Below are 17,716 nucleotides of genomic sequence, written 5' to 3'. Positions count from 1 at the left end.
CTCAGGGCCGTCGCGTGACCGGCCCCTCTTTCGTCAGCTCCGTATAGGCGAGCGTCTGGTCGAGATGGCGCGCCCGGAGCGATAACAGCCTCTCGGCGCACTCAAGGCGCGTCGCCGCGTAGGCTGGATCGGAAGCGAGATTGTTGAGCTCCATCGGATCGTTCTTCAGATCGAAGAGCAGCGGCGGCAGGGCGGCAAAATGCACATATTTGAACCGTTCGTCCCGGATGACCGCGAGATTGCACTGGCTCGATTTCAGGCCGAAGTGGCGCTCTGCTTCACCATTGGCGATGTCGCGGAAATCAAATTCCCAAAATGCCGCCTCCCGCCAGTCGATCGCATCTCCATGATCGATGAACGAGCGCAATGAGCGCCCGTCGACATGGTTGGCTGCTTCGACTCCCAGGCTGTCGCAAAGCGTTGGAAAGATGTCCGCAGCACTCGTGAAGCGCTCGACCACGTGACCTCTCAGGCCCGCTGCCGCTTTCGGGTCGCGGATGATGAGGGGAATGTGATAGCTGCCGTCAAAAAAACCGCCTTTGCCGAGCGTCCAGTGATCACCCATCATCTCGGCATGGTCGGAGGTGAAGAGGATGATCGTGTCGTCCCACGCGCCGGCATCCTTCAGCCCCTGCCAGATCCGACCGAGCTGCGCATCGACCTCGGCAATCATTCCGTAATAGATCGCCCGGATGGCTGAGAAATGCTCAGCTTTCCAGTCGCTGACCGAACCCTCGGCGCCATATATGAAGCTGCCCTTGTCGCTCTTGGGCATCGAATAGCCAAGATAAGGATGCAGTGCCTCTTCGATCTTGCGGCTTTTCGCCCGCGAAAATTCGGGCCCATCTTCTGGCTTGAACATCCTGCCGAAGGGCTCCGGCACCGAAAATGGCGGATGCGGCCGCAGGAAGGAAACGTGGGCAAACCACGGCGCATCCTGTTCGCCGAGCCAGCGAATGAATTCACCGGCAAGGAACGCCGTCTGGGTTTCATCCATGGAGTAGACGGTGGGTTCCGCCGAAATCTCACCGCAGGCGACACCAGGCGGAACATGGATGTCCCGGCTGACGGCGTCGCGATGGCCACGGGAGCGCAACCACGAAAGCCACTGCTTCTCATGCTCGGGCAGGAGCTGGCGCGCGGTAAACCCTGGCAGCAGACCTTCGTAGGTCTCAAGGTGCGGGTCGTTCCTGTCAAGTTCGCGCGGATCGGGCGCGGTATCCGTATAGCCGAACAAGGTCGGGTCATAGCCGGCGCGCCGTGCCGCAAGCGCCATGTTGTCGAAGCGGCGGTCCAGCGGCGAACCGTTCCGGCATACCCGGTGGTTCATCTGGTAAAGACCGGTGTAAAGGGTTGCCCGCGCCGGCGAACAGGGTGCCGCGCCGGCGAAGTGATTGCGAAAAAGCACGCCCTCACTTGCCAGCGCATCGACGTTTGGCGTCCTGACACAGGCGTGGCCGGTGGCCGAAAGGCAATCACCGCGCCATTGATCCGCGGTGATGAAAAGGACGTTCGGCCGCTTCATGAAAGCCGCCTCAGTGATTGGATCTGGAGTGCCAGTTCCAGGCCGACTGGATGATCTGCGAAAGATCATATTGCGGTGCCCAGCCAAGCACATCGCGCGCCTTGTCGTTATTGGCCACAAGAGTGTGCGAATCGCCTTCCCTCCGCCCGATATATTCAACCGGGAAGGGCCGCTTCGACACGTCTTCGATTGCCCCGAGCAGTTCCTTGACAGTCGTGCCGGTCCCCGTCCCGAGGTTCAGAGCGACAGAATCGCCGCCCTTCAGCAAGTATTCCACGGCACGCACATGCGCATCCGCCAGATCGAGCACATGGATATAGTCGCGTACGCAGGTACCGTCGCGTGTCTCGTAGTCGCTGCCGAAGACCTTGAAGCCCTGCCGGCGGCCAAGCGCCGCATCGATTGCAAGCGGAATGGCATGGGTTTCCGGCTGATGCCATTCGCCGATCCGTCCTTCGAAATCCGCGCCCGCCGCATTGAAATACCGCAGGATCACGGATCGGAGACCCTTGTAATGGTCGTAATCGGCGAGCGCCTGCTCGACGATGTACTTCGTCCGCCCGTAGGGATTGATCGGCACCTGCCGGTGCGTCTCGTCGAGCGGTACGCTCTGCGGCAACCCGTATGTCGCGCAGGTGGATGAGAAGACGAAAGCCTTGATGCCGGCAGTCTGCGCGGCCGAAAGCAGCGTCAGCGTACCGATAACATTGTTGTCGTAGAAGGAAACAGGATCCTTCACCGATTCGCCGACTTCGATCAGGGCTGCAAAATGCAAAATCGCCGAGGGTTTGTGCTTGGCCAGTACCTCCTCGAGCCGGGAACGATCGCGAATATCGCCCTCCTCGGCGGGACCCCACCTGACGAACTCGCGATGGCCGTTCGAAAAATTGTCGAAGACGACGGGCTTGTAACCCTTGTTCGCCAGATCAAGGCACGTATGAGAGCCTATATAGCCGGCTCCGCCGACCACGAGAACAGTTTCACCTGCCATATATCACCTTTGTTGCCACATCGGATAACAGGAAGACTTAGAGGAGATGGAAGGCAAGAAAAAGAAGGAATTCACACGACGTGCTGCATCGCACAATGCCGATGTCCACAGAACCCTTGCGCTACCGGGTAAACGGGTTCGAAATTTTTTTAAGTCTTCGGCTGACGCAATGGAATTTGCCTGTCCCGCGCCCGCCGTCTTCGTCGGCCGGCGGGGCATCCCCGTGGACAAGTCGCAGGTGCAGGAGACCTTGGATTCGTGCTCGCCTGTCATGAGGAGCGCAGCAAGGCGTCGATCTCGGCGCGTGACGGCATGGCGGGGGCCGTGCCTGGCCGTGTCACGGCGATCGCCGCAGTCGCGCAACCGAAACGGGCGGCCTCGACGGGTGCATATCCTTCGGAAATCGCTGTCGCGAAGCCCCCCAGGAAGGCGTCTCCGGCCCCGGTCGTGTCAACGGCATTGCCCGCAGAAAATGCGGGCACGAATTCGCTCTGTCCGGCCGTGTGATAAAGCGCGCCGCGGGCGCCGAGCGTGATGATCGCCGCCCGTGCGCCCCGATTGAGCAGGATGTCAGCCGCGACGCGTGCCTGTTCATCGGTTTGGATTGCGTGGCCCACCAGTTCGGCTGCTTCCACCTCATTGGGTACGATGAAATCGCACAAGCCGTAGATGCTGTCGGGAATGGCGCGGGCGGGCGCGGGGTTGAAGATCGTCGTGGCCCCTGCCTTTTTCGCCATCGACAGGCCGTGCATGGCCGCCTCGAGCGGCTGTTCGAGCTGAGTCATGAAAATTGCGGCGCTTTCGATTTCCGCCCGGTTTGCATCGACATCTTCGATTCCGATGAGACCGGCCGCACCCGGCACGACGATAATGGCATTTTCGCCGCTCACTTCGTTGACAAAGATGAAGGCAGCGCCTGTGGAAACGCCTTCCATCTTCATCACATTGGCCCTGACGCCCACCGACGCATAGGCCGCAAGGGCCATTTCGCCGAACGGGTCGTTGCCGACCCGCGAGATAAATGTCACCTTGCCGCCCGCCTTGGCTGCGGCAATTGCCTGATTAGAGCCCTTGCCTCCCGGTCCGAGCGTGAAACCCGACCCCATCAGCGTCTCGGCAATGTGTGGCAGGCGCTTTGCCTTATAGGCGGTGTCGGCGGCAAAGATGCCCAGAATGACAATTCCGCTTTTTTCACTCATCTGACGGCGTCCTCCGCCGGAATGACGCCTTTCGTCAGAAGGAAGCATCCGTAGAATCGCAGCTCGCCCGTCGCGATGACACAATAGGCCTTCTTGGCGATGTCATAAAATGACATCCGTTCGATGGGATACATGGGCGAAGCCTTGCCTTCGGTGCGGTCGACAATCGACTGGACTTCCTGTTGAATTGGCGGAATTTCGTCCGGCTTGCCAATGACCTCCATGCGGCCCACCGAAGGCTGGATCGGTGTGTCCAGCGGGAAGACGGAAAGGATTGCGTCGATCGCCTGCGGCGCAGGAATGTTCTCCATGGCCAGCAGCTTGCCGAGGCGGGTCTGGCGGGCAATTGAATCAGATGGAAAGTTCATGTCGGAGATGACGAGATGATCACCATGTCCCATGTTGCAAAGCGCTTGAAGAATGTCGCCGTTGAGTTCGGCTCTGATACCTTTGAGCATTGATTTTCGACCCCTTTCTGGTGGCCGGAGCACCGGCCTGGCTTCAATTCGTATGTTCGGCGATAACCGCCTTGGGTTGCACGCGCGGGCCGGTTGAACCGCGCACGATCAGCGATCCGTCGACCATCTCGTCTCCCGTGCCTGGTGGTTCTTCGAGGAGAAGGCCGACCGCGCGCCGCGCCAGCAAATCGGCCGGCTGGCGTATCGTTGTCAGCCGCGGCACGACGAGATTGGCGAGCGAAATGTCGTCAAAACCCGTGACCGACAGCTTTCGCGGCACGTCGATCTTGAGGTCGCGGGCAGCGCGCAGCGCGCCGATGGCCTGCTGGTCGCTGGCAGCCGCGATCGCCGTGGGCCGGTCTTGTGGCGGGCGCGAAAGCAGGTCGCGGGCAATTCTTTCACCGGATTCGTAGTCGAATTTGCCGTAGGCGATTTCCAATTGAACGGCTTCGCCAGTCTTGCCGAACCGGTTGATGCGGCTGACGAATCCCTCCTTGCGCATGCGCCCGGCCTCTGTGTCGGGCGGTCCGGCGATATAGGCAATGCGGCGGTGTCCAAGCCCGTAGAGATGGTCCGCGATCAGCGCGGCCGCCTGCGCATGGTTGGTAGACACCAGGGGGAAGGTCCCGAAGCGCCGGTCCAGCGATATGACCGGGACCGGTGCTTCCAGGTGAAGGCCCGAGCTGTCGCCCGTAGCAACGACAATGATGCCGCGCACCGAACGGTCGAGAAACGCCGAAACGTGGGCCCGTTCGGCCCCGCGATCGTTATGGGAGCTTGCCAGCATGAGGCTATGCCTGCGTTCAAGCGCTGCGCGCTCGACGCTTGCCGCAAGCTGAGCGAAGAACGGATTGGTGATGTCGGGAACGATGAGGCCAATCACATCGGTTCTGCTCGTACGCAGGGCTCTCGCCGTCACGTTCGGCCGGTAGCCGAGCGCAGAAATGGCGCTGTTGACCTTTTCGCGCAGCATCGGCTTGACCGCGGCTTCGCCTGACAGCACGCGCGAAACGGTGCCCACTGATACGCCCGCATATTCGGCGACATCCTTGACTGTGGGCATCTTTGACATGTTCGTAGATCCCGCGGCTACTTTACCGCGCCTGCGGTCATCCCGGCGATGATGTGCTTTTCCAGCACGATTCCAACGAAGACCAGCGGAAGGATGCCGGCGGTGGAAAGAGCAGCCATCGACCACCAGTTGATGCCTTGGCTGCCTGTCTGGCTGGCAATCATCACCGGCAGCGTATTGGTATTGGTGGAGGTCAGCAATGCTGCGAAGAAATATTCGTTCCAGCACAGGACTAGCGCCAGGAGGAACGCTGCCACCATTCCCGGCAGGACTAGCGGCACGATGATGCGGGCAAACGCGCCCCAGACCGACAGCCCGTCGACAAGTGCAGCCTCCTCGAGCTCCACCGGCACGGTGGCGAACTGGTCCCGCATGATCCAGACGACGATCGGCAGGACCATCAGCGTATAGACGGCAATCATACCCGCATAGGTGTCGAGCAGCGCCAGCTCCTTGTAGAGAACCAGAAACGGCAGGGCGAGGACGACCGGTGGCATAATAAGTTGCGACAGGAAGAAAAAGGAAATGTCGGAGTTGCGCATATAGCCAAACTTGTAGGAAAAGCGGCTGAGGCCGTAGGCGGCGAGCGATCCGAGCACGACGGCAAGGGCGGATGCCGAAACCGAGATGATGACACTGTTCCAGAGCCTGCGCATGAACTCGTCACGCACCGTGGAAATTTCGACAATCGTATCGGGGGAGAGCCCGAGCGAGCGCCAGCCGAGCCAGCTGGGGTTAAAATTGAACCAAGGAATGAGATTGCCGCGCATGACATCAGCGGCCGTCTTGAACGAGGTCGAAACCGTCCAGAACAGCGGGAAAATGCAGACGAACGCCCAGATGACAAGTAGCCCGTAGACAGCCAAACGCATGGCCCACCAGCGAATGCGCTGGCCGCGCGAGTATTTTTCGAAGTCGATCGAAACCATCAGAGCCTTCCTGTCATACGCTTCACGATACGGTCGGAAATCTTCATGAGCATTGTCATGCCGAAAACGATGATCACCAGATAGACCAGTGCGAGGAGGGTCCCGTATCCGACATTCGATCGGTCGCGATATTCGCGATAGATGAAACTGGTGACGGAATCGGTCGCCCCGCCGGGCCCCCCGGCGGTCACCGTGATGATGATGTCGGCGAGCTTCAGCTTGAAGATTATGCGGATCATCACCGTCGTCACCGAAACCGGCAGCATGAGCGGGAAAATGACCTGCCAGAAGCGTTGCCACTTCGTGGCGCCATCGACTTCGGCAGCCTCCAGCACCTCCCTGGATAAGGCCTGCAATCCGGCGAGCAGCATAATCATCATGAAGGGAATGAAGGTCCATGCATCCATGATCATGATGGAAAGCTTCGCCGTCAGCGGATCACCGAAGAAGGAGGGATTTTCCCAGCCGAGCCAGCGGGCAAAGCGCGCAAGGGGGCCGAAACGGGTCTCCAGCATCGACTTGCCGACCATCCAGCTCACCGCGACCGGCGACAGCATCAACGGCACGAGGAAGGTTACACGCCAGAATTTGCGGGCAACGATTTCCTGGTTGAGGAGCAGTGCCAGGCCGAACGCGATCGCATATTCGACCGCGATTGCCAGGCAGTAAAGGATCATATTGAGCAGGGCGTTGGCATAAAACGGGTCCGCGATCATGCGGCGCAGATTATCGATCCCGTTAAAGCGCCGGCCGGTCGGCGAGGCAAGATTCCAGTCGGAAAAGCCGACCCAAAGCGCAAAGAGCAGCGGGAACACCACCATCGACACGACAAAAAGCGCGGCCGGCAGGACAAAAAGCGCCTTCTTGCCTGTCTCGCCGTAAATGACGACGCGAGTGACGCAAAGAACCGCAGCCCAGAGAAAGTAGGCATAAAGAACCGGTCGCCAGTTCTCGAAGCCCAAATTGCTCCAGCCCAGGTCATGGATAGCCTGCAATACAAAAGAGGCTAAGAACCATACGGCGCTCAGCCACAGAGCCGTGCGACCCCAGAAACGGCGGCTCGCGGAGATGGAACCGGCTTCGACCGTGTGGAGCAGGTCGCCTTCGACTGTGGACATGATCTTCCTCGCCCGGACAGAATGGACGCTGGCGAAACCTCAGGTCCGCCAGCGGGTTTATTTCAACCGCTCAGAGCCCGAGGCTCGCCCGGTAAAGTTTCAGCTGGCTGTCGCGGCCGATCTGGTCGGTGATCTTTTCCCAGGCGGCGGCAATCGCATCCGCGGTTTCCTGAGCCGACTTGTACTGTCCGGCAAAGCCCTTGGCCAGTTCGTCCTCGGCAACGGAGTAATATTGGAAGATGCCGGGGATGCGCGGTTCGATGGCTGCGTTCGGATGGTTGTAGCTGTCGACATTCGAACCCAGATAGTCTTCGATATAGGCGCGGTCATAGCCTGCCTTTTCCCATTCGTCATAGTTGAAGTTGGACTGACGGTAGGGTTGGAAGCCGGAGGGATAGGCTGAAGTCCAAAGGGACAGGTCCTTGCCGCCGAGATGTGCGGCAGCAGACCAGGCCGCCTTGCGTTTCTTCTCGTCGGTGGAGACCCGCTTGGTGACATAGATGCCCCAGCCGAGATAGGCCATGTTCGGCGCTTCGTTATACTTGTCTTCCCACTGCCCGGTCTTGCGGTTGTAAACGCGGTTGGATCCGCGGTTTATGCCAAAGCCGACCACATCGCCTACGACGGAGGTGTCCGAAGTGCGCGCGCTTGAGCCGACATCGCCCCACCACATCAGCATTGCGCCGGTGCCTGCGAGGAACTGCGAGAAGGCCGTGGTGCCGGGATCCGCATTGATCTGGTCGGCCGGATAGGCCTTGGCCGCGATCAGATCCAAGACGTCCTGAATCGCCTGGACCCATGCGGGATTGTTGACCAGCGGCTTCATGTTTTCCGGATCGAACAGCCAGGCCGGGTCACCCGGATACTTGGCATAGGCCGTCGCGCGGTTCTCGATGAAATAGAAGCCGAAACCACCCCAGCCCTTGAGCGGGTCGAGATAGCCATAGGCCGGCTGGCTGGTCAGCGGATCGGTCTTGCCGATCAGCGCCTTGGAAGCCGCGTTGACCTCCTGCCAGGTCTTCGGCGGCTCCGCCATGCCGCTGATCGAGCCTTCGCCGAAGTAGTCCTTGCGATAGGCGAAGGTGTGACAGTCGCCGTCGATGGTCACCCGATAGGTTTTTCCGTCCCAGGTGCCGACCGGTGGCTTCAGGTAGCTCACCAGGTCGTCGGCCTCGATCTGCTTTCCAACCCAACCGGGCATCTCGTCCAGAAGCCCGCGGCCGGCGGTGTCGCCTTCGAAGGGCGCGCCCATTTCCAGGATGTCGAAGTCGACCGTGCCGGTCGCAATCGACTGCTGAAGGCGGGCGTTGTAGTCAGCTTGGGCAAGGTCGATCCAGTTGATCTTGGCGCCCGTATAGGCTTCCCAAGGCTTCAGGAAACCGCGGAACAGGAAATTATGGAGATTCTGGTTGTTGAGACCCATGAAGGTCAGCTCGACACCGGCGAACTCTCCCTGCTGGACATTGGCCTTGGTCGGGCCGAGGCAGAGTTCGCCCACCTTCTGCCAGTCTGTGTCCGTTGGCGACCCCTTGCCTACGCCCGGAATTTGCAGGATCTGGGCGCGCACATCATCGGCCGCGAAGGCCCGACCGGGCACTCCGCCCATCACGCTAGACATGCCGAGCAGAGCCGCGGCGCTCGCCGTTCCACGCAAGACGTCGCGGCGGCTTGCCTGACGGCGCATCAATGCATTGTATATTTCGACTTTCATGTCATCCTCCTCGACATTTGCTTGCGCTGCCGCCCGGCCGATCTTGCCGCCTGGCCCCACCAGTCCGATTTTAAGACTGGCCTCATGCAGAACTATCTGGTATTCAAGAAATGAAACGTTTCATATCTTGCTTGAAACCGCTCCTCTCGGTCTCGCCACCGAGCATTAGACGGCAAGTGCAAAAAGTCAATAAGAAATGAAACGTTTCATGGAGGAGATTGCCAGGGGCTTTTGAGCAGAGGCAGGAGGGGCTGAATTTACCCCGGCCGGATGCTCGAAATCCCACGGCAAGACATGCATGAGCCCGGGGCTCCCCCGACGAGGGAAGCCGCTGGAAAGCAAGTGGGAGTGAGATGGCTGAGGTCAATATTTCAGGGGCGCAAAAAGCCTATGGCGCCTTAAATGTCCTGCATGGTGTAGATATAGAAATTCGCGACGGCGAGTTTGTGGTGCTGGTCGGTCCGTCCGGTTGCGGCAAGTCGACCCTGTTGCGCATGGTCGCAGGGCTCGAAAGCATCACGGGCGGCAGCATTTCGATTGGCGGAAAGGTCGTCAACAATCTGCCGCCGAAGGACCGCGATATCGCGATGGTCTTCCAGAGCTATGCGCTCTATCCGCACAAGACCGTTGCCGAAAACATGATCTTTGCGCTGCGCCTGCGGAAGCAACCGGCCGACGTCATCAAGCAGCGCCTGCAGGCGGCGGCTGAGACACTCGATCTCGTACCCTATCTGAACCGTTATCCGCGCCAGCTTTCCGGCGGCCAGCGGCAGCGCGTGGCGATGGGCCGAGCCATCGTCAGGTCGCCTCAGGTATTCCTGTTCGACGAGCCTCTCTCGAACCTCGATGCCAAGCTGCGCGTGCAGATGCGCAAGGAAATCAAGGAACTGCACCAGCGGTTGAAGACGACGACCATCTATGTCACCCACGATCAAGTCGAAGCGATGACCATGGCCGACAAGATCGTGGTGATGCAGGGTGGCAATGTCGAGCAGATCGGCACGCCTCTGGAACTCTACGACCGTCCCGGCAATACATTCGTCGCGACATTCATCGGCTCGCCGTCGATGAATCTCCTGAAGGGTCGGTACAAGGCTGATGGCGCAGTCTTCGTCGCGGAGACCGGGGACGAGATAGCGCTCGGCTTTACGCCGGAGGCCTCCGACGGGCAGTCTGTGCTTCTGGGCGTGCGGCCTGAACACCTGTCACTTGCTGAGAGCGGCCTGGAGGCAACCGTCAACGTAACCGAACCCACCGGCCATGAGACGATGGTATTCCTGCGTTACGGGCCGGGCGAGCTTGTCGCGATGTTTTCCGAACGCCACGATTTTGGGCCGGGGCAGGTCGTGACGATAGCCGCCCGACCCGGAAAGCTTCATCTTTTCGATGCAGCATCAGGCAAGACCCTGCGCCCCCATTGAGCCCGGATTTCTCGGCGGCTTTAACAGGGTGGGAAAGGAACGAGATTGCCCTTCGAGCGCATGATGCCTTAGAAATGTATCGGACGCATGAAGTGTGAGCCGCGGCCGGAATGAAGACGACGTTCATTGCTGGGGCAATTATCGTGGAGGATAGAGTTTGGACTTGGTATTCTCCCCGGAACTGACAGTTTGCGGCATTCACGAACTGCCCGCCCAGAGCGCCCGCAATGTCACACATGTTCTGTCGATCCTGGATCCCGATCACCCTGAATTGGAAGCTTTCGAGACCTACGGAAAGCACAGCCGCACGACCCTGCGCTTCCACGACATCATCGTCGCCACGCAAAACCAGATCATGCCAGCACCTGAGCATGTCGAAGCCATCCTGAAATTCGGCTCCGATTATCTGGCTCGAGAGGATCGCGAGGCTCCCAGTCATGTCCTCGTGCACTGTCATATGGGGGTTTCGCGTTCCACTGCAGCGATGCTGACCTTGATGGCCCAGGCCAATCCCGATGAAAGCGCAGAATCCTTGTTCGCAAGATTGGTTGGCATCCGGCCGCAGGCGTGGCCAAACTCACAGATGGTTGGATTCGCTGACGAGCAGCTCAGGCGCAACGGGGAACTTTTGAACGAGCTTGCCCGCCACTGTGGACGCCAAATCAAGCACCAGCCTCAGTTCGCTGATTGGATGACAAGGCTCAACAGGCACGCCGAACTCGCAATGGCAAGATCAGACTGATATCACTACTCGTTTCAGCAGGCTCGAACTTGATAGCCTCAACCTTCGTTCGGCCGCCCCGCAAAACCTCTACGGCACCGGACAAACAGCGCCGGAAATTTCTTCTTGGGCAGCGCTACCCACGCGCGGTGGAACCAAGCGAGACCAGGAGGCGGCTGTCAATTGTCACCGTTTGCTCGCTCGAGTTCCGTCAGACGCTCCTTACAAATGGCGTCGACGAGCCGGTGAAGGTGTTCCGTTCGCTCAAGTAGCCAATTAAGCGCTTCTTCGGTGATCTCGAAGTGCTTCGAGTAGCGCGCCTTCACATAGGCTTCATTGAGGATGTTGTACCAGGCGGTATAGCGGTGCTGGTCGCGCGGCCAAGCGTCGATCAAGCGGCGGTCCTGGTCTTCCGCCAGCCCCCGGAGGAATTTCAGATTGTGCGATGGCGGGCTATAGTTGGTCAGGGTGAGCAGCAATGCGGCGTATGCGGACTCGACTGACTGATGCAGCAGGAATGCCGCCTCTTTCTCACGTGCTTTGCTTAACGCATAGCGGGACGTATCGAGTATCCCAGTGGACGCAGGAAACCGATTTTCAAAATGTTCCCGCGCCACCCTATACGCATCGACGGTGGAGAGCTTTCTCGGTTCGGCAAGCGGCCGGTCGTCGAGCTCGTAGAGCACGATTCCCTCACGCAAGACGTCGACGAAGAAATACTGGCCGTCGGCCAGGAAGTTGTTCACCTCCCGGGCGCCGTGGACGATCAGCCCGACCGGCGTCTTCACATCCTTGTCCCACATCAGCCGGTCGGTCGCCTTGTCCCAGTACTGCGGCTCAGCCAGTTGCTTGGAATTGACAATAACCAGGATATCGTAATCGGAGCGGTAGCCCTTCATCGTGTGCGGCTCGTCGACCCAGGTGCCGCGACTGTAAGAACCGAACAGGATGATCTTCAAGATCCGGCCGCGCTTCTTGAAGGCGGCGGACGTGCCGGCAAGAGCGTCGGCGAACTCTTCATGGATGATCGCAACGACGCGAGCAAGCTCGGATTGCTTTTCTTCCGGCAGATGTTCCAAGGACGATCGCATGGGTCCATCGATAGGCCAAAGACGATTCGCCGTCCACTACTGGAAATGGTAGGATTCGTAGCGGTTCAGCCAAAACTTCACGGTCCTTCCGCTTGGGGCGCAGGCTCACTCGATTTAGAACAAAACAAGACCATCACACTCCCCTGTGATCGTTGCATTCTCGCAGGGCGGTTGATCGCTGCATAGGGCCTCGCGAATAAGCGGCACTGCAGATTTTTACCCCATCCCTCAGCCGCGAGGGGTACTGCTGCAGCCGGCCGGCAGGGCAACGGACTGCTGACGCACCGCGCTTCCGTTCGCAATCACGATCACCGCCGGCCGAACCGCGTTAGGATCACTGCACGAGGGAAAGGCGACGGCGATCAACCGGTCGCCGCGGCGCGGGGCCGCACTCATGCCCCAACTCGCCAGCCGTCCAAGCGGGCGAGGTCGAGGGTATAGCGTCCTCCGCGCTCTGGCGCTCGGGCTTTCGCAAGTACTTCGCGGATACCAAGCTTTTCCAGTTCGGGCGGGACAGGGACGTGGACGAGGTTCGCACGTGGCGGGGTGACGGGAACCTCTATGACCACCTCGGGATGGGGATTGCGCCAATGGATTTCTGCGACGGTGCCCTCAAGATAAAGCGGCCGATCGGTGTCGTAGGCGCCCCAGCCATGGTGGGCTTGCACGGAGGCAGCAAAGTAGAGGGCGACTACAGCGCCGGACATGAGCGAGCGGAGATTCATTGTAACTTCCTTCAGAAATAAGCCATGAGGCGACCGCAGATGATCGTGCCCGCCCACAGGGCGAGCGATACTGCCGCGGCGGTTTCAGCCAAGACGGGCGCCCGCTCCTCCCAACATTCGCGCGAACGCCATACGGTCGCGTGAAGGAACGCGATGTTGATCCCCGCCAGGAGAATGGAGCCAAGCTTCCACGGCAGATAAGGGTTGGCGGCGTATTCACGCGCGTTCAGGGCAAACATCAGTACACCCGTTCCGACGGCAAGGCAGAGGCCGGTGCCAGCGATAGGCAGAACGAGGCGCGCGAGGCCAGCGACCGGTAGCTTTCCAGTGAGACCTAGGAGACGGAGGTCGAGTACCACTATACCGCCGAACAGAAGCGCAATCCCGAACACATGAATGAGATTCACTACGGGAAACGGCCATACTCCCGTGCGCAACCAAGCGCTGGAAGAAAGGCTCTCCAGATAGACGAGTACACCCTCCACGATGGCCGCCTCAGTGAGCCGCCTTCGTTTCGACGGGCTGCTCGAGCGTTCGGATCACCTCTGAGAGAAAGCTGCTGCGCCCCCGATCCGGTCTGTCGAGATGAACGTAGTGGGTGGCCTCCGGGATCGTGACCGTGCGCACGCTTGCCGCCTGCCTTAGATCCTGCGCCAGCGAAGTCACGTCCTCAGGTCGGCTCCAGAAATCGTTCCCCGAGCGGATTACCAACACATGCGCGGTAATCGGACCGGCATCCCACAACTTGTGTCCCGAAGCGAGCTCGAACGAATCTGCGATCGCCCCTGACGGCGCTCGGAACGAGGGCGGGTTGCGAGTGCCCGAGGTCGGATCAGAGGCAACCGCCGCGGCTTGATAGGCTTGCACCACCTTCGGATCACGCCAGGCGGCCTTATCCTCGACCGGAATCGAGCGGTCCCACGACGGCAGCAGGGAGGCCGCCGTATTCAACCGATAAGCCCCAAAGCGCCGGGTGTTGAACTGGTCTGGGTTGCCTGGATCCGCCGTATCTGAACCAGGCCCCAGGCTCTTGTGGCCGGAGTGCGCGCCGTAGAGGCTATTGTAGAGTACCAGATGGCTCACCTCGCTCGGGTTCTGACTGGCGTACATGCCCGTCCAGTGGCCGCCGGTAGCCCAGCCGAGCAGGGCAACTTGCGACACGCCCATCCTGGCCTGCACGGCGTCGACCACGGCGCCAATGTCACGAACCACCGCGTCGGAGCGTACGAGGGGTTGGCCGTCCTGGCTTCCTCCCTGCCCGTCCCGGCTTGAGCCGCCGTAGCCGCGTGCATCCATGATGAAGACGCGATGCCCGGCCCGGGCCAAGTCCACCGCGAGAGAGCCGCCCTCCACCGGAAGGTCAAAGGTCGCAATGCCTGGGACGCGCGCGCCGTGAAGCAGCACGACGGGCGGTTTACCCGGCTGAAAGTCGTTGTCACCAACCTCGCGGACCATCAGTTCGACTCCCTGCCCACTGGTGACGGTGAAGTTCTGGCGGGTTATTGCTGCCTGGGTGCTGCCACCAAGAAGAGTGGCTCCGACGAGGATCGGCGCGGTCAGACGCGGGATCATGGACTGTGAACGCATTTGAGGCTCCTGTTTTACTGGTCTCGCCTCTTGACTTGGCATCTGCCATCAGCCTTTTCCAATATCAATAGGAGGTTTATTGAGATGATAGTGATATGACCATTGATCTGCATCACTTGCGCCATTTCGTGGCTGTCGCCGAGGAACTGCATTTTGGAAGGGCGGCTGCCCGTCTCCACATGGCCCAGCCGCCGCTCTCTCAGTCGATCAAGCGCCTTGAGGCAGAGCTTGGCTTTCCACTTTTCCTGCGCACACAACGCAGGGTCGAACTGACCCCTGCAGGCCAGGTGTTTCTGACCGAGGCTCGACGCACCCTGCAGCAGATGGACGAAGGCGTGCGGATGGCGCGACGCGCCGCGTCTGAGGACCTGGCCGAGATCACGGTAACCTTCACAAGCGCCGCACTCTACCGCGTCCTGCCCGCGGCGCTACGCGCCCACCGCCAACGTTTTCCGACGGTCGATATCCGTTTGGATGAAAGGCCGACTGACGCGCAGCTCGCGGGACTGCAGGATGACTCGGTCGACGTGGGGTTTGTCACCCCGCCTTTGAAGGCGGTGTCTGGTCTCCAGATCGAAGTGGTAGATCGCGATCGCTTCTGTCTCGCGGTCCCGGTCTCGAGTCCCCTTGCAAACCGAAACTCGATCGGCCTAGCTGAACTCTCAGAGGAGTCCTTCGTGCTCTTTCCGCATGTGCAGGGACCGTCGCTTCATGGTCGGCTGGTGAGCGCCTGCCGACAGGCGGGTTTCGTACCACGCGTGCGCCAGGAGGCACGGCAGATGCACACGATTTTGAGCCTGGTCGCTGCCGATTTGGGCGTGGCCTTCATTCCCGAAGGGGCACGTTCGATGCAGGTAAACGGCGTCGCGATGGTTCCTCTGGCGGGAATGCCTGACGACCTCACCTGGGATCTCGCTATGGTATGGAAGCCGCGCGGCGCCCGGCGTGCGTTGGTCGCGTTCCTACAGACTGTCACATCTCTGCCGCCGAGCTAGTGAATCTCTACCCAACCGAACGGGTCACACGCAGGGATTCCTAGCGCGGACAGCAAGCCTCCGGCGACGACCGGCTCCGCGCTTGCCCCTCCCGAAGACAAGGGTTGTCAAAGCATCAGTGTTGACTGTGAGGGTTCTAGGCGGGCAGCAAGTTGGCGACGATCAGCGCCGTCGTGTGCCAGTCCGCGCTCGGCGTAAGTCGTCTGCTCTCATTGGAAAGCCGCTGGAGGCGCTTGCACGCTAGTGACCGGAGCGGCTTTCCGTGCGAGAACGCCCGACGCCTGGGATACCCAGCGCTTCCTCGGCCAGGAACTCCACCAGTAGCCTGACTCGCGCGATGTCTGCCCGGTCCGGCACGATGAGAATGTTGAGCTGCACGGATGGCGGAGCATAGTCCGGCAGGATCCGTTCGAGCCGTCCTTCGGAAAGCAGATCATCAACCAACCAGACGTGCGCCGGGCCAATCCCGCGACCGGCAAGATAGGCTTCGCGCGCGGCGAGCCCGTGATCGACCCGAAGGCTTCCGCCGAACGGCACGACATGGGTTTCGCCGTCCGGTCCTTCCAGAGTAAGCGCATCGCTTCCCGCGATGTTCGACATTCGGACACCTTCGAGGCCCGCCAATTTCTCTGGCGTCGCCGGCCGTCCATGCCGCGCCAGATAGTCGGGCGAGCCGACGAGGATGCGCCGACTATCCCCAAGCGCTCGCAGCTTCATGGAACTGTCGGTGAGCGGCCCGAGGCGAATGGCGATGTCCGCGCCTTCGCGCACGAGGTCGACGCGCTCGTCGGTCAGGTTGAGATCGACGGCGATCTCGGGATAGCGATCCTGAAAGGCGAAGATCAGCCGGCTGACGTGTCGGACGCCAAGCGCCGCCGTGCAGGAGATACGAACCGTGCCCGCCGCTGCGCCGCGTGCGGTCCTTGCTTCATCAGTGGCTTGTTCGACCAGACGCAGGATCTGGATAGCGTCGGCGTAGTAGCGGCTGCCTTCCTCGGTCAGTATGACGCGCCGCGTCGTTCGACTAAGCAGCACCACGCCCAAGGCATCCTCCAGCTCACGCAGATGCCGCGTGACGCTGGATTGGCCAATGTTCATCTCTCGCGCGATAGCCGAGAGGTTTCCCCGCTCCGCAACGCGGACGAAGGTGCGTATGCGTTCGAGCGTAACATCCGATTTATCCATTTTTCAGCACTATCATATCCATACTCAATCTATAGCGGAATAATTGGAGGACGCCTAGTTTTGGAGAAAATCGTCTCCAACCGACAGGTGCCCGCCATGAACGTCCTTATTGTCTTCGCCCATCCCGACCGCCGATCTCTCAACGCTTCCCTGCGCGATGTCGCCGTTGAGGAGCTGGAGGCGCTAGGTCATGCGGTTGAGGTCTCCGACCTCTATGCTATGGCCTGGAAGTCGGCGGTGGATGGTGCGGATTTCCCCGCAATCGATCCTAAGGCGCGGTTGAAGGTTGCAGCGGCATCTGGCGATGCCTTCGCGGCCGATGCGCTGACAGATGATGTGAAGGCCGAGCAGGCAAAGCTATTGCGGGCCGACGTTCTAATCCTTCAATTTCCGCTCTGGTGGTTCACCATGCCGGCGATCCTCAAGGGCTGGGTCGATCGCGTCTATGCCTACGGTTTTGCCTATGGCGTCGGCGAGCATAACGACCAGCGCTGGGGCGACCGCTACGGGGAAGGCACGCTCGCCGGCAAGCGCGCCATGCTGATCGTGACGACCGGAGGGTGGCGGGAACATTATTCGCCAAGCGGCATCAATGGCCCGATTGACGATCTTCTGTTCCCGATCAACCACGGCATCCTGCACTATTCCGGTTACACGGTGCTGCCGCCCTTCGTGACCTATCGGGTGGACCGTCTCGACGACGCCGGATTTGCCCAGGCAGCGGCGGCCCTCCGCGAGCGGATGCGGACGCTCGAATCCACACAACCGATCCCGTTCCGTCGCCAGAATGGCGGAGATTATCTGATCCCTAGCCTTGAGCTTCGACCCGGCCTGGAAGCGACCGGTGTCTCCGGCTTCTCGCTGCATCTCAAACAAGTGGAATAGCGATGCAGCGGTCCGAGGGCGCGCGGAACGCGCGAGTCCGACAATGCCCCCAATGCCAGCGTGCCGATCGCAGTAACTGTTGGCTTTGCATTTAATCGCGCGA

The 17,716-nt window shown here is 60.4% G+C and carries 17 protein-coding genes; 4 read left to right on the top strand and 13 right to left on the bottom strand.

Translation table 11 applies throughout. From position 1 onward, the window contains the following. Position 1: 1 nt before the first annotated feature. The 8 genes from EV130_RS18905 to EV130_RS18870 all read right to left on the bottom strand — a co-directional run bounded on the left by EV130_RS18905 (position 2) and on the right by EV130_RS18870 (position 9,003). Positions 2–1,525 carry an alkaline phosphatase family protein gene (locus tag EV130_RS18905; protein WP_074062909.1) on the bottom strand — a complete coding sequence of 508 codons (1,524 nt, stop codon included), beginning with the start codon at positions 1,523–1,525 and terminating at the stop codon, positions 2–4. 10 nt (positions 1,526–1,535) lie between these two features. Further along, positions 1,536–2,516: a UDP-glucose 4-epimerase GalE gene (gene galE, locus EV130_RS18900; RefSeq protein ID WP_074062910.1), complete on the bottom strand. Its 981-nt coding sequence runs from the start codon at positions 2,514–2,516 to the stop codon at positions 1,536–1,538. Positions 2,517–2,785: 269 nt separating this feature from the next. After that, positions 2,786–3,715, bottom strand: coding sequence for a ribokinase (locus EV130_RS18895; RefSeq protein ID WP_074062911.1), 930 nt, complete (start codon positions 3,713–3,715; stop codon positions 2,786–2,788). Continuing rightward, positions 3,712–4,173, bottom strand: coding sequence for an RbsD/FucU family protein (locus EV130_RS18890; RefSeq protein ID WP_074062912.1), 462 nt, complete (start codon positions 4,171–4,173; stop codon positions 3,712–3,714). The genes EV130_RS18895 and EV130_RS18890 overlap by 4 nt, the downstream gene beginning before the upstream one ends. Positions 4,174–4,216: 43 nt before the next feature. Next, positions 4,217–5,245 (bottom strand): LacI family DNA-binding transcriptional regulator, encoded by a 1,029-nt coding sequence (locus EV130_RS18885; RefSeq protein ID WP_074062913.1) that lies wholly within the window; start codon positions 5,243–5,245, stop codon positions 4,217–4,219. A 17-nt stretch (positions 5,246–5,262) separates the two neighbouring features. Further along, positions 5,263–6,174, bottom strand: coding sequence for a carbohydrate ABC transporter permease (locus EV130_RS18880; protein ID WP_074062914.1), 912 nt, complete (start codon positions 6,172–6,174; stop codon positions 5,263–5,265). Further along, positions 6,174–7,292 carry a carbohydrate ABC transporter permease gene (locus EV130_RS18875; protein ID WP_132661090.1) on the bottom strand — a complete coding sequence of 373 codons (1,119 nt, stop codon included), beginning with the start codon at positions 7,290–7,292 and terminating at the stop codon, positions 6,174–6,176. Before EV130_RS18875 ends, EV130_RS18880 begins: the two co-directional genes overlap by 1 nt. A 70-nt stretch (positions 7,293–7,362) precedes the next feature. Further along, complete coding sequence (locus EV130_RS18870; RefSeq protein ID WP_074063380.1) at positions 7,363–9,003, bottom strand: extracellular solute-binding protein; 1,641 nt, start codon at positions 9,001–9,003, stop codon at positions 7,363–7,365. 353 nt (positions 9,004–9,356) lie between these two features. Here EV130_RS18870 and EV130_RS18865 point away from each other — a divergent pair, with 353 nt between their 5' ends. After that, a complete protein-coding gene (locus tag EV130_RS18865) occupies positions 9,357–10,424 on the top strand; it encodes an ABC transporter ATP-binding protein (protein WP_074062916.1) in 1,068 nt (355 codons plus the stop codon). 163 nt (positions 10,425–10,587) lie between these two features. Further along, a complete protein-coding gene (locus EV130_RS18860) occupies positions 10,588–11,166 on the top strand; it encodes a tyrosine phosphatase family protein (protein ID WP_132661123.1) in 579 nt (192 codons plus the stop codon). Positions 11,167–11,324: 158 nt separating this feature from the next. On the opposite strand, the gene EV130_RS18855 is transcribed toward EV130_RS18860, so the two are convergent. The 4 genes from EV130_RS18855 to EV130_RS18840 all read right to left on the bottom strand — a co-directional run bounded on the left by EV130_RS18855 (position 11,325) and on the right by EV130_RS18840 (position 14,548). After that, entirely contained in the window at positions 11,325–12,236 is a 912-nt protein-coding gene (locus EV130_RS18855; RefSeq protein WP_074062918.1) for a nucleotidyltransferase and HEPN domain-containing protein, read from the bottom strand. A 392-nt stretch (positions 12,237–12,628) separates the two neighbouring features. Then, positions 12,629–12,961, bottom strand: a complete 333-nt coding sequence (locus EV130_RS18850) for a DUF6152 family protein (protein ID WP_074062919.1) — start codon at positions 12,959–12,961, stop codon at positions 12,629–12,631. Positions 12,962–12,972: 11 nt separating this feature from the next. Continuing rightward, on the bottom strand, positions 12,973–13,446 hold the full coding sequence (locus tag EV130_RS18845; protein ID WP_132552270.1) for a hypothetical protein: 474 nt from the start codon (positions 13,444–13,446) through the stop codon (positions 12,973–12,975). A 10-nt stretch (positions 13,447–13,456) separates the two neighbouring features. Then, positions 13,457–14,548, bottom strand: a complete 1,092-nt coding sequence (locus EV130_RS18840) for an alpha/beta fold hydrolase (protein ID WP_132552269.1) — start codon at positions 14,546–14,548, stop codon at positions 13,457–13,459. A gap of 95 nt (positions 14,549–14,643) precedes the next feature. Here EV130_RS18840 and EV130_RS18835 point away from each other — a divergent pair, with 95 nt between their 5' ends. Beyond that, positions 14,644–15,543 (top strand): LysR family transcriptional regulator, encoded by a 900-nt coding sequence (locus EV130_RS18835; RefSeq protein WP_074062921.1) that lies wholly within the window; start codon positions 14,644–14,646, stop codon positions 15,541–15,543. 240 nt (positions 15,544–15,783) lie between these two features. On the opposite strand, the gene EV130_RS18830 is transcribed toward EV130_RS18835, so the two are convergent. Continuing rightward, positions 15,784–16,728 (bottom strand): LysR family transcriptional regulator, encoded by a 945-nt coding sequence (locus tag EV130_RS18830; protein WP_074062922.1) that lies wholly within the window; start codon positions 16,726–16,728, stop codon positions 15,784–15,786. Between the two features lie 96 nt (positions 16,729–16,824). On the opposite strand from EV130_RS18830, the gene EV130_RS18825 reads away from it, so the two are divergent. Next, positions 16,825–17,613 (top strand): NAD(P)H-dependent oxidoreductase, encoded by a 789-nt coding sequence (locus EV130_RS18825; RefSeq protein WP_074062923.1) that lies wholly within the window; start codon positions 16,825–16,827, stop codon positions 17,611–17,613. Positions 17,614–17,716 lie beyond the last annotated feature (103 nt).

This window comes from Rhizobium azibense, assembly GCF_004342325.1.
Classification (GTDB): domain Bacteria; phylum Pseudomonadota; class Alphaproteobacteria; order Rhizobiales; family Rhizobiaceae; genus Rhizobium; species Rhizobium etli_B.
Note: the sequence above shows the minus strand (reverse complement) of the source record. Positions and strands in the feature narration are given on the sequence as shown.